Raw genomic sequence first — 12,056 nt, 5'->3', positions numbered from 1 at the left:
TGCAGCTCGTCGAACAGCGCAACGATAGCGGGCCGTTATTGCGGTGGCAAGCGTTTTTTCGAAGCCCCCATGCGGGCGGGCTTCCGGTGTGCTTCGGGTCTACTTTGGGTCTGTTTCCGGTCCGCCTCGATACGCGGCGCATCAATCAATGCGAAAGAATCCCCATCGCAGTTTTCTTCAACTCCAGAAAATGCGGCTCGAACGCGACATCCGGCGTGCGCGGGCGCTCCAGCTCGATGGGCACGTCGAGCGCCACGCGCCCCGGCCGCGCCGAAAGCACTACAAGCCGCGTACCAAGAAAGATCGCTTCATCAATGTCGTGGGTAATGAACACGATCGTGCAATGAAGCTGGTCCCACAACGACGTCAAGAACGTCTGCATGGAACTGCGCGTCTGCGCGTCGAGTGCGCCGAAGGGCTCGTCCATCAATAGCACCTTCGGCTTCATGACGAGCGCGCGCGCAATCGCTACGCGTTGCTGCATGCCGCCCGACAACTCATAGGGCTTGTGTTTGGCAAACGATTCCAGGCCGATGATCTTCAAAATCTCCGCGGAATCCTTGCGCCGCTGCGCCTTGGACACTCCATGCAGTGACGGCCCGAACTCGATGTTTTCTTCCACGGTGAGCCACGGAAACAAACCGGCCTGCTGGAACACCACGACTCGGTCGGCGCCCGGCTCGTCCTTGACCTCGCCATCGATATAGATGGTGCCCCGCGAGGGCGACGTCAGACCGGCCAGCAGGTGCAGCAAGGTCGTTTTTCCGCAGCCGGAAGAGCCGAGCACGGTGATGAATTCGCCGCCCCGGAAACTCAGATTGATGTTTTCCAGTGCCGTGGTGGCGCCGAAGGTCTTGTACAGGGAATCGATGACGATGTTCAAGTTCGTCTCCTGATCGACGGTCAGACCGTCAATGGATCAATGCGCGAAAGACTAAATGCGGAGTCAATGCGCCAGCGGTTTCGCATACTGCGGCGCGACATTCGCGTCGAAGTTCGCCGGCACGGACGTGATGCGCCCTATCGAGTTGAGCACCTTTGCGGTATTCACGAGCGTCTGGTACGTGGCCGAGGTTTTCACGCCTGCGTCGATGCCCATCACCTTGGGCGTGGTCTGGTCAGCGCCGGAGAACAACTCGTAACCGGCAAGCTCGCTCGTCGCGACCGGCACGGTCACGCCCGTGGCCTTCGCCATTTCGGCGATGGCCTGGTCGCGATTCTTCATCGTCACCTGATAGCCAGCGTCGAGCGCCTTGACGAAGCCAGTAACCAGGTCCGGGTGCGCTTTCGCCCATTCCGCGTTGGCGATGCAGACGTTGTAGCTGGAAGCTTCGCGCGGCAGGTCGCCGTCGGTCTTGATGGCCTTGCCGCCCGCTGCGCGCAACGCGCTGAAGACCGGATCCCAGACGATGGCCGCGTCAATCGCGCCGGTCACCCACGAGGTGCGCATCTGCGGCGGCGCCATGTTGACCTGCGTGACCGACTCATACGGCACATGCGCCTGCGCCAGGAAGGTCGCGAGTTCGAAGGAGGCCTGCGAGCCGGCCACGATCGCGATCTTCTTGCCTTTCAGCCCCGCTACGTCGTGGATGCCGCTATCGGGCTTCACCACGATGCCGGCCGCATTCGTGTAGCGCTCCTGGTTGTACACGATGGCCATTGGCAGGCCCTGGGCGATGGCGGTGACGAGCGGCGGCACGCCAAGCCCGCACATGAACGTGAGGCTGTTCGACGCCAGCGCGCTCATTGCCGCCGGGCCCGAGCTGAAGAGCTTGTACTGAACGTCGGCGTTCATATGCTTTTCGAACAGATGCTCGGCCATCGACACCATGTACGGATCGGCGCCGTTGTCCTCGTAGCCGATGATGACTTCGGGCTTGCCCTGGGAGTAAGCCGCGCCCGGCACCAGGCAGCTGCTGGCAAGCAGCGCCGCGCTTACGCCAAAGATCCATTGCATCTTTTTCATTTTTCGTCTCCTCGGATGACCCGATCAGTTATGTCCGCGCCACGGAACGACTATGTTTTCGATCTTGCGAATCGCCAGCTCCATTGCATACCCGATCAACCCGATGATCACGATGCCGACGATCACGATGGCAACCTGCAAGGCTTGTCCTGCGAACTGCACGAGCCAGCCCAGCCCGCTGCTTGCCGCGATCAGTTCCGCGGCCACGAGACAGGTCCACGCCACGCCGATGCCCACGCGCATCGAGGTGAAGATTTCCGGCATGGCCGAGGGCAGCACGACCTTGCGGAAGATCTGCGCGTTGGTCGCGCCGAGCGTGCGCGCCACCGAAATGCGCAGCGCCGGCGTGCTTTTCACGCCCGACATGGTGCCGATGATGATGACCGGAATGGTGCCGACCAGAATGAGAATGGCCTTGGGCAATTCGCCGATGCCGAACCACACCACCAGCAGCGGAATATAGGCAAGCGGCGGAACCGGCCGGACGAATTGCAGCAGCGGGTCGATGATGTCGAATACGATCTTGTTTCGCGACATCAGGAGGCCAACGGGGACGCCGATCACAATCGCGCCGACAAAACCCACAACGATGCGCAAGCAACTTACTAGGATGTCGCTGACGAGCGACTGTCCGCCGTAACCGTTATGGACGATGTCGACGAAGGCTTGCCACACCGCTATCGGCGAAGGGAGCGCAAAGGACGGGAAAATACCGGCTTTCGATACGGCCTGCCAAAGCACGACGCAGATCGCGAGAACGGCGGTCGTGAGCCACCAGGAATTGAGCTTGCCATGTCCGCGCCTTATCTTGATCACTGGCTCGACAGGCGTGTCGGCGGGATGCTTCATCATTTTCGTCAGTCTGGGTAAGGCTTTCACCGCCGTCTCCTCAAGTTGAAATGCAATCAGCTCGCCGCGGAACGCTTTTTTTCACCATTTTTTTAATCTGCGTTTCGCCCGTTGAGTCAAGGATTCTCAATCAATAAAACGGCGGGTAGTACCACGCGGGAAGATCCGATGGAGCCAGCGCCAGATGAACTGGCTCCATGGATTCCTTCGATTATTCGAACGGCGCTAGCAATCCGCGCGCCCGGCCGCTGCTCGCGCTGCGCCGCAGCAACGGCGGCGCCCGCCCGCGCGGCGGGAAGCTTCTCGAAAGCGCGGTGAGGCAGGTTCATTGCGAATCGTCGCTCCGAAATTTACCTAATCGACTCGAAAGACACCTATTGAATATTGTGGGCCGATAATGGCCGAATGTCAGGTCGATTTATCGCCCTCGCAAACAGGCTTCACCGCCAGACTTTCACCGCCCTCACCCACTACAGGAGCAAGCATGCCGACCCGCACCCCGTCCGCCCTTTGGGCCCAGCAGTTTCGACGGTCACCGGAGTCGAAAACCAGTCTGCAGCACCAGATTCGCGAGATGCTGGTGGCCTCCATCCTCGACGGACAACTGCCGCCCGACGCCGCGCTGCCGTCGAGCCGCGAGCTGGCCGAACAGCTTGGCGTCGCCCGCAATACTGTCGTGCTCGCCTATCAGATGCTCGTCGAGGAAGGCTATCTGGTCTCGCGCGAGCGCAGCGGCCACTTCGTCAACCCCGCCATGCTGGAGGGCCTGCACGGCGTGACGGTGCAAAAGCAGGCGCAGCAGCGCGTGCACCAGCGGGAGCAGCAGCGCGCGGATCAGGCCGTCGCGGTAGAGCCCAATGGTGCGGCGTCGCCTTTGTCGCCGGTCTGGAAATCGCGCATCCAGCGCTCGCCCTCGGCCCAGCGCAACATCGTCAAACCCGCCAATTGGCAGAACTACGCATATCCGTTCATTTACGGGCAATTCGACCAATCGCTATTTCCCACCAACGACTGGCGCGAGTGCTGCCTGAAGGCGCTGTCGATCATGGAGATCCGCAACTGGGCGCCCGACCTGATCGAACGCGACGACGAGTCGTTGATCCAGCAGATCCGCACGCGGGTGTTGCCGCGGCGCGGCGTGTTCGCGATGCCCGAGGAAATCATCATTACGAATGGCTGCCAGCAGGCGCTTTATCTCATCGCCGACTTGCTGTTCGGAAAAAACACCACGGTCGGCTTCGAAAATCCGGGATATCCCGATGCCCGCAATATCTTTGTGAACCGCAAGGCGAATCTGCTCGAACTGCCGGTAGACCGCGAAGGGATCGACCCGGTGCGCCAGGCCGACTCGCTTGCGCGTTGCGATTACGTGTTCGTCACGCCGAGCCACCAGTGCCCGACCACGGCCACCATGCCCATCGAGCGCCGCCGCGCGCTGCTGGAACTCGCCCAGCAGCACGACTTCGTCATCATCGAAGACGACTACGAGAGCGAGAACACCTTCTCCGGCACGCCGCATCCAGCCTTGAAGAGCCTCGATACGGCCGATCGCGTGATCTACGTCGGCAGTCTTTCGAAGACCTTCGCGCCTGGCCTGCGTCTGGGCTATGTCGTCGGTCCGCCCGAGCTCGTGCGCGAGCTGCGCGCGCTGCGCCGCCTGATGGTGCGGCACCCGGTGGCCTATATCCAGCGCGCCTTCGCCACCTTCCTCGCGCTCGGGCATCACGACGCGCTGCTGCGCCGCCTCGCCCACGCCTACAAGGAGCGGGCGCGCGTGCTGATGGCGGCGCTCGACACGCATTTGCCCGAAGTGCGCTATGTGCCGATCGGCGGCGGCGCGTCGTGCTGGGTGCAGGGCCCGCCCTGGCTCGACTCCGCGCGCCTCGCCGACGACGCGCGCGAAGCCGGCATCCTGATCGAACCCGGCGGCGTATTCTTCGCCGACGAGGTCGAACACAGCCCGTGGTTCCGCATGGGCTTCTCCGCCATCGAGCTCGACAAGATCGAACCCGGCGTGCGCGCGCTTGCGCAAGTCGTGCGTCTGCAGCGTCCCGCCTGAGCGTTCCCGCCGCTCCCCGCGTCTGCCTGCGCGCTGGCCCAGGCGAAAGATTCGCACTGGTGCTACCGCGCCCGACGAGCAAACCATAACGTGTCGATATACCGTGCCGTACGCGAGTTCTCGCGCACGGCCCCGGCTTTCAACTGGAGACACGTATGGCAGATACGCTCAGCGCTCAACCCACCGTCACGGCCGACACGCTGGCCGCCTTTTCCGATGCCTTCAACCGTCATGACGCCAATGCGCTGATGGAATTCATGACTGAAGACTGCGTATTCGACGCGGCTGGCGGCCCCGAAGTCTACGGCACCCGCTTCGTGGGACGCGAGGCGGTGCGCGCCGCCTTCGAAGCGGTCTTTCGCACCTTTCCAGACGCCCACTGGGGCTCGGGCCGCCACTACGTCGCGGGCGATCGCGGCGTGTCCGAATGGGTGTTCACGGGCACCCATGCAGAAGGCTGGCGCATCGAAGCCGAAGGCTGCGATCTCTTCGAGTTCCGCGACGGACGAATTGCCGTGAAGCGCGCGTTCCGCAAGGAACGCCCGAAGCTTCCGGCGTGAGTCCGCGCAACGCTCGGGCGTTTTGAAACGAATCGTTCCATTTCATTTCAGTTTTATCCACTGAACACAGATTTCCTTGACCCTCACGGGACGCCGAATAGCATCGAATACACGGCATCCCGTCAAACGACAACCGGAGACAGTTGATGAGCGAAAAGACCTCGACCCAGGCGGCCAGCGGCCCGCAGGACATGACCCCGTCCGAAGCCTTTGTTGAAACCCTCGCGGCCAACGGCGTGACCGACATGTTCGGCATCATGGGCTCCGCGTTCATGGACGCGATGGACATCTTCGCGCCCGCCGGCATCCGCCTCATTCCAGTCGTTCACGAGCAGGGCGCGGCGCACATGGCCGATGGCTACTCGCGCGTATCGGGCCGCCACGGCGTGGTGATCGGCCAGAACGGCCCCGGCATCAGCAATTGCGTGACCGCCATCGCGGCGGCTTACTGGGCCCACAGCCCGGTCGTGATCGTCACGCCCGAGGCGGGCACGATGGGCATCGGCCTCGGCGGCTTCCAGGAAGCGAATCAACTGCCGATGTTCCAGGAGTTCACGAAGTACCAGGGCCACGTGACCCACCCCGCGCGCATGGCCGAATACACGGCGCGCTGCTTCGACCGGGCGATGTCCGAAATGGGCCCGACCCAGCTGAACATTCCGCGCGATTATTTCTACGGCAAGATCAAGGCCGAGATTCCGCAGCCGCGCCGCCTCGACCGCGGCCCCGGCGGCGACGAAAGCCTGAACGCAGCGGCCGATCTGATCGCCAGCGCGAAGTTCCCGGTCATCATCTCGGGCGGCGGCGTCGTGATGGGCGACGCGGTCGAGGAATGCAAGGCGCTCGCCGAACGCCTCGGCGCGCCGGTCGTCAACAGCTACCTGCACAACGACTCGTTCCCGGCCAACCATCCGCTCTGGTGCGGCCCGCTCGGCTACCAGGGATCGAAGGCCGCCATGAAGCTGATCTCGCGCGCCGACGTTGTGATCGCGCTGGGCTCGCGTCTCGGACCGTTCGGCACGCTGCCGCAACATGGTATGGACTACTGGCCAAAGGACGCGAAGATCATCCAGATCGACGCCGACCACAAGATGCTCGGCCTCGTGAAGAAGATCTCGGTGGGCATTTGCGGCGACGCGAAGGCAGCAGCGCAGGCGCTCACCGAGCGTCTCGCGAACCGCACGCTCGTGAGCGACGCCACGCGCGGCGAACGCGCCGACCAGATCGCGAGCGAAAAGGCCGCGTGGGAAAAAGAGCTCGATTCGTGGACGCACGAGCGCGACGCCTACAGCCTCGACATGATCGAAGAGCAGAAGCACGAGCGCACGCCCACGGGCGGCGAGTATCTGCACCCGCGCCAGGTGCTGCGCGAACTGGAAAAGGCGATGCCCGAGGACGTCATGGTGTCCACCGACATCGGCAACATCAACTCGGTCGCCAACAGCTATCTGCGCTTTAACAAGCCGCGCAGCCTGTTCGCCGCGATGAGCTGGGGCAATTGCGGCTACGCGTTCCCGACCATCATCGGCGCGAAGGTGGCCGCGCCCCACCGCCCCGCGATCTCGTATGCGGGCGACGGCGCCTGGGGCATGAGCCTGATGGAAACGCTCACCTGCGTGCGCCACAACATTCCGGTGACCGCCGTGGTGTTCCATAACCGCCAGTGGGGCGCGGAGAAGAAGAACCAGGTGGACTTCTACGATCGCCGCTTCGTGGCGGGCGAGCTGGAAAGCCCGAGCTTCGCCGGCATTGCGAAGGCGATGGGCGCGGAAGGCATCGTCGTGGACAAGCTCGAGGACGTGGGCCCGGCGCTCAAGCGCGCAATCGATCTGCAGATGAATCACGGCAAGACGACCATCGTCGAGATCATGTGCACGCGTGAACTTGGCGATCCGTTCCGCCGCGACGCGCTCTCGAAGCCCGTGCGTATGCTCGACAAGTACAAGGACTTCGTCTAAGCGGCAAGCAGCGGCCCGCGCGCGTCCACCCGGCGCGCGCGGGTTTTTCACGTATGGATGTTGCCTTATTTATCTGAATCCCATGAAATCATGAAAGCCCTGAACCGCATCGTCGAAAGCGCCCGCCAGGCTCCCATGCGCATCGTGCTTTGCGAGGCCGAGGACGCGCGCGTGCTCGCCGCCGCGGCCCGGGCGAGCCAGGAAGGCATCGCGCGCATCATGCTGGTTGGCCAGCCGGACGCCATCCGCGCCGCCGCCGCGCGCGAGTCCGTCGCCCTTGGCGAGATTGCGCTGATCGACCCGCAAACCAGCGCCTGGCGCACCGCGTTCGCCGAAGAACTCGTCGCGTTGCGCGGCGCCAAGGGTATGACGCCCGCGCTCGCGCGGGAAGAAGCCGCGAAGCCGCTCGTCTTTGCCAACCTGATGGTGCGTCTCGGCCACGCGGACGGCTCGGTGGCCGGCGCCGTCCACACGAGCGCCGACGTGGTGCGCGCGGCCATTCAGCTGATCGGCGTCGAGCCGTCGTTCAAGCTCGTATCGAGCTTCTTCCTGATGATGCTGTGCGAGCCGTTTCACCGCTATAAAGGCGGGCTGATTTTCTCCGACTGCGCGCTCGTGGTGGACCCCGACGCGGCGCAGCTTGCCGAGATCGCGATGGCCGCCGCGGACAGCGCGCGCAGCCTGCTGATGGAAGAGCCGCGCGTGGCGATGCTGTCGTTCTCGACGAGCGGCAGCGCCCACCACGCGAGCGTGGACAAGGTGATCGAGGCGACGCGCCGCGTGCACGAGCAGCGCCCCGCGCTGTGCGTGGACGGCGACGTGCAACTCGACGCGGCACTCGTGGCCGAGATCGCCGAGCGCAAGATCGAGCATTCGCAGTGCGGCGGCCACGCGAACGTACTGGTGTTTCCGAATCTCGACGCGGGCAATATCGGCTACAAGCTCGCGGAGCGGCTCGGCGGCGCGAAGGCCATCGGCCCTCTGATGCAGGGCCTCAACCGGCCCGCCAACGACCTTTCGCGCGGCTGCTCGCCCGAAGACATCTATTACGTGATCGCCACCACGGCGGTCCAGGCGCAAGCGGCCCAGGCGGCCCGCCCGCGCCCCGCTACCCACTCGCAGGAACCGCACGCAGCATGACGCATGAGAAGGTCCTGGCGCTGATCGCCGTGATTGGCGCCGCCAGTTATTTTCAGACGATTACCGGCTTCGGCCTCGGCATGATCGTCATGGGCGCAACCAGCGGCTTCAGCCTCGCGCCCATCGCCAGCATCGCTACCCTGATGAGTCTCGTCACGCTTGCCAACAGCGCGGCCGCGCTGCCCGGCAAGCTACACCATATCGACTGGCGCGCCGTGGGCGCTGCGACGCTCGGCGTGCTGCCCTCGGTCGTGGTGGGCGTGCTGCTGCTCGATTACCTGAGCACGGCGGCTTCGGGCGTGCTGCAACTGCTGCTAGGCGCGGTCGTGCTGTATGGCGGCCTGAGCGCCGCGTTGCGGCCCGCGCCGCTCGCGCAGCGTTCAGGAGACCGCAGCTTTTTCGTGAGCGGCGTATGCGGCGGTTTGCTGAGCGGCATGTTCGGCGTGTCGGGGCCGCCGCTCATCTTCCAGTTCTATCGCCAGCCGCTCAAGCTGATCGAGATTCGCTGCGCGCTGATCGTGATTTTCACGGTGACGTCGCTCACGCGCGTGCTGTTCAGCGCCTGGGAAGGCGCGCTGCCCGCCTCGATCTGCATCGAGGCCGCGCTGGCCGCGCCGGTCGTCATGTTGATGACGGTCGCGGCGCGCCACTACCCGCCTCCGCTTTCCTCCATCGCGATGCGCAGGCTCGCGTTCGGCGTGCTGATGGTGATTGGCGCTTCGCTCGTGCTCTGCGCGGTGAAGGAGATGATCGGCTGAATCAAACCGAATGAGCCGCCTGGCAGCGCCCGATCCATCGCGCGAGCCCGATCAGCCGCGCCATGTCGAGCGCCTCGCCCGAGTCGATCGCCACGCAGTACGAATAGTACGGGCTGAGATCGAGTCCCACGCCCAGCCCGATCACATCGACGTCGCGCATGGCCTCGTGCTTCGCCACGACTTCCTTCAGGTGATTGTCCAGATAGAACGCGTCGTTCATCTGCGCCGTTGCCGTGTCCATCGGGCTGCCATCGGAAACCACCACGAGAATGCGGCGCGCCTCGGTGCGGCTCGCGAGCCGCGCGCACGCCCATTCGACGGCCTCGCCGTCCACGCCCTCGCGAAACAGGTCCGCCTTGAGCAGCGCGGCGATGGCCGGGCGAGCGCGTCGCCAGCTTTCGTCGGCGGATTTGAACACCATGTGGCAGGTCTCGTTCAGGCGTCCCGGATGCGGCGGCCGCCCGTTCGCGAGCCAGTCCGTCCGCGCGCGCCCGCCGTTCCAGGCCTGCGTCGTGAAGCCGAGCACTTCGGTGGCGATGCCCGCCTGCTCGCACGCGCGCGCGAGCAGATCGGCCATCATCGCCACGGGCTCGATGTGCGCCTTCATGGACCCCGAGCAGTCGATCAGGAAGCCCACCACGCAATCGCTGCGCGGCTCGTATCGTTCGCGCCGGAACACGCGCCGCTCGGCTGGCGAGCTGACGACTTGCGCGAGGCGCCGGCCGTCGATGCGGCCGTCTTCCTCGCCGAACAGCCAGCCGTCGCGCTGCGGCACCGCAATCGCCATCTGGAGCACGCGCGCGAGCCGCGCGACGTTGATGTTGCAAGCGGCGATGCGCTCGTCGAGCCGTTCGCGGTACTCGCGCAGCAGCGCCTCGCGCACGTGCGAGGCGGGCCGGATTTCGCGGTCGTACTGCGTCGTCCAGGCGCGATAGCCGTCGATGGCATCGGCCAGCACGCGGCTCGTGCCGCTGGTCGCGAGCGCGGGCAGCTCGACGCTCGTTTCGTCGAAGTCGACCCAGAGCGAGAACGACGTCAACGCGTCGTCGGGCGCGCGGGCTTCGCTGTCGTCGTCCTGGGCGTGGGCCGCGCGCGCGTCGTCGAGCATCGCCGCGATGCGCCGCGCCAGTTCCAGCGCATGCGCCGCGTAGGCGCGCTGGTCGGCGCGATGCGCGCGCAGCCCGGCAAGCTGCACGCCGATCGCCGGCACGATGCCGGCGCGTGTCGCCTCGATCAGATCCTCGGTGTCTTCGAGCACGGGCCAGCCGGTCACGCGCGACCACACGATCTGCGCAACCGTATAGAGCAGGATGCCGAGATGGCCCTCGCTCATGCCCGAGCGGAACCAGGCGCGCGACCACGTTTCGAAGCGGTGTCGCAAGTTCTGCGCGAGTCCCGGCATGCCTGGCGGCAGGCACGCCTCGCAGCGCACCTGCTCGAATAGCTCGAACAGCAGGCGCTCGACGGAGTCCTCGGGACACAACCGCCGGTGCAGCGCGGCATCGGAAAGGAGCAGCCGCAGCGCGGCGGCGTCGGCGGCGCCGCGCTGCGAGGGGAAGTCGTCTTCGTAGGCGTTGCTGCGCAGATGCGGGGCATGGAGCGGCAGCGGCCGCAACTCGCGGCACAAGCGGCCGCCGCGATAGTGAAGCGCGGCGTCGCCGGTGAGCGCGCGCACGGCGGCCGCGCAGAGCGCCTCGTGCCGCAGCGCGGCGCGCACGGCTTCGGGCGTGGGCGTGGCGCTCACGTACGCGGCTCCGGTTCGTCGCCATCGTCGCTGCCTGGCTCGACACGCAGTTCGACACGCAGTTCGACATCAAAGCAGCGCTGGTAATACTCGGCCACGACGGGCCGCTCGGCCTCATCGCACTTGTTCAGGAACGTGAGCCGGAAGGCCAGCGCGGGATCGCGGAAAATCTGGCAGTTCTCGGCCCAGTCGATGACCGTGCGCGGCGACATCAGCGTGGAAAGATCGCCGCTCGCGAATCCCTTGCGCGTGAGCGCCGCCATGCTGATCATCGAATCGACGAGTTGCCGGCCCGCCTCGTCGTCCATCTCCGGCACGCGCGCGAGCACAATGCCGGCCTCCTCCTCGCGCGGCAGGTAGTTGAGCGTCGCGACCACGTTCCAGCGATCCATCTGTGCGTGATTGAGCATCTGCGTGCCGTGATAAAGGCCGTTGAGATTGCCGAGGCCAATTGTGTTGGTGGTCGCGAAGAGCCGAAAGTGCGGATGCGGCCGTATCACGCGATTCTGGTCGAGCAGCGTGAAATTGCCGTCGCGTTCGAGAATGCGCTGGATCACGAACATTACGTCGGGGCGGCCGGCGTCGTACTCGTCGAAGATCAGCGCGACCGGGCGCTGGAGCGCCCATGGCACGATGCCCTCCTGAAACTCGGTGACCTGGCGGCCGTCGCGCACCACGATGGCGTCCTTGCCGACCAGATCGAGGCGGCTGATATGGCCGTCGAGATTCACGCGCACGCACGGCCAGTTCAGGCGCGCCGCGACCTGCTCGATATGCGTGGACTTGCCCGTGCCGTGCAAGCCCTGCACCATCACGCGCCGGTTGCGCGTGAAGCCGGCCAGAATCGCGAGCGTCACTTCGGGGTTGAAGCGGTAGGCTTCGTCGAGATCCGGCACATGGGCGTCGCGTTCGCTGAACGCGGGCACCATCAGGTTCGAGTCGAAGCCGAATCGCTCGCGCACCGACACGATGCGGTCCGGCCCCTCCATCGCGCGTTCCGTCGTCATGTCGTTCTCCCTTTC

11 protein-coding genes are annotated in these 12,056 nt (G+C 65.1%); 6 read left to right on the top strand and 5 right to left on the bottom strand.

The features are described 5' to 3' along the window. Positions 1-145 precede the first annotated feature (145 nt). From NH14_RS05620 to NH14_RS05610, 3 genes are all read right to left on the bottom strand, one after another. Entirely contained in the window at positions 146-883 is a 738-nt protein-coding gene (locus tag NH14_RS05620) for an ABC transporter ATP-binding protein (RefSeq protein WP_035528914.1), read from the bottom strand. Positions 884-946: 63 nt separating this feature from the next. Continuing rightward, on the bottom strand, positions 947-1,966 hold the full coding sequence (locus NH14_RS05615) for a taurine ABC transporter substrate-binding protein (protein WP_035528911.1): 1,020 nt from the start codon (positions 1,964-1,966) through the stop codon (positions 947-949). A gap of 24 nt (positions 1,967-1,990) precedes the next feature. Next, positions 1,991-2,845 carry an ABC transporter permease gene (locus NH14_RS05610; protein ID WP_244143448.1) on the bottom strand — a complete coding sequence of 285 codons (855 nt, stop codon included), beginning with the start codon at positions 2,843-2,845 and terminating at the stop codon, positions 1,991-1,993. 167 nt (positions 2,846-3,012) lie between these two features. Here NH14_RS05610 and NH14_RS05605 point away from each other — a divergent pair, with 167 nt between their 5' ends. From NH14_RS05605 to NH14_RS05580, 6 genes are all read left to right on the top strand, one after another. Further along, positions 3,013-3,213, top strand: a complete 201-nt coding sequence (locus NH14_RS05605; protein WP_035528908.1) for a hypothetical protein — start codon at positions 3,013-3,015, stop codon at positions 3,211-3,213. Between the two features lie 86 nt (positions 3,214-3,299). Beyond that, positions 3,300-4,874 carry a MocR-like pyridoxine biosynthesis transcription factor PdxR gene (pdxR, locus tag NH14_RS05600; protein ID WP_035528904.1) on the top strand — a complete coding sequence of 525 codons (1,575 nt, stop codon included), beginning with the start codon at positions 3,300-3,302 and terminating at the stop codon, positions 4,872-4,874. 155 nt (positions 4,875-5,029) lie between these two features. Then, the gene (locus NH14_RS05595; RefSeq protein WP_035528902.1) at positions 5,030-5,434 is read left to right on the top strand and encodes a nuclear transport factor 2 family protein; all 405 of its coding nucleotides are present in this window, start codon (positions 5,030-5,032) and stop codon (positions 5,432-5,434) included. 146 nt (positions 5,435-5,580) lie between these two features. Continuing rightward, complete coding sequence (gene xsc / locus NH14_RS05590; RefSeq protein WP_035528901.1) at positions 5,581-7,392, top strand: sulfoacetaldehyde acetyltransferase; 1,812 nt, start codon at positions 5,581-5,583, stop codon at positions 7,390-7,392. Between the two features lie 90 nt (positions 7,393-7,482). Beyond that, on the top strand, positions 7,483-8,532 hold the full coding sequence (gene pta / locus NH14_RS05585; protein WP_052148169.1) for a phosphate acetyltransferase: 1,050 nt from the start codon (positions 7,483-7,485) through the stop codon (positions 8,530-8,532). After that, a complete protein-coding gene (locus NH14_RS05580) occupies positions 8,529-9,290 on the top strand; it encodes a sulfite exporter TauE/SafE family protein (RefSeq protein ID WP_035528900.1) in 762 nt (253 codons plus the stop codon). The genes pta and NH14_RS05580 overlap by 4 nt, the downstream gene beginning before the upstream one ends. A gap of 1 nt (position 9,291) precedes the next feature. Here NH14_RS05580 and NH14_RS05575 read toward each other — a convergent pair whose 3' ends face one another. Beyond that, positions 9,292-11,034, bottom strand: coding sequence for a cobaltochelatase CobT-related protein (locus NH14_RS05575; RefSeq protein WP_035528897.1), 1,743 nt, complete (start codon positions 11,032-11,034; stop codon positions 9,292-9,294). Then, positions 11,031-12,041 (bottom strand): AAA family ATPase, encoded by a 1,011-nt coding sequence (locus NH14_RS05570; protein ID WP_035529207.1) that lies wholly within the window; start codon positions 12,039-12,041, stop codon positions 11,031-11,033. Before NH14_RS05570 ends, NH14_RS05575 begins: the two co-directional genes overlap by 4 nt. Between the last annotated feature and the right edge of the window lie 15 nt (positions 12,042-12,056).

The sequence above is a fragment of the Paraburkholderia sacchari genome (genome assembly GCF_000785435.2).
Classification (GTDB): Bacteria; Pseudomonadota; Gammaproteobacteria; order Burkholderiales; family Burkholderiaceae; genus Paraburkholderia; species Paraburkholderia sacchari.
This window is presented reverse-complemented; position numbering and strand designations above follow the sequence as displayed.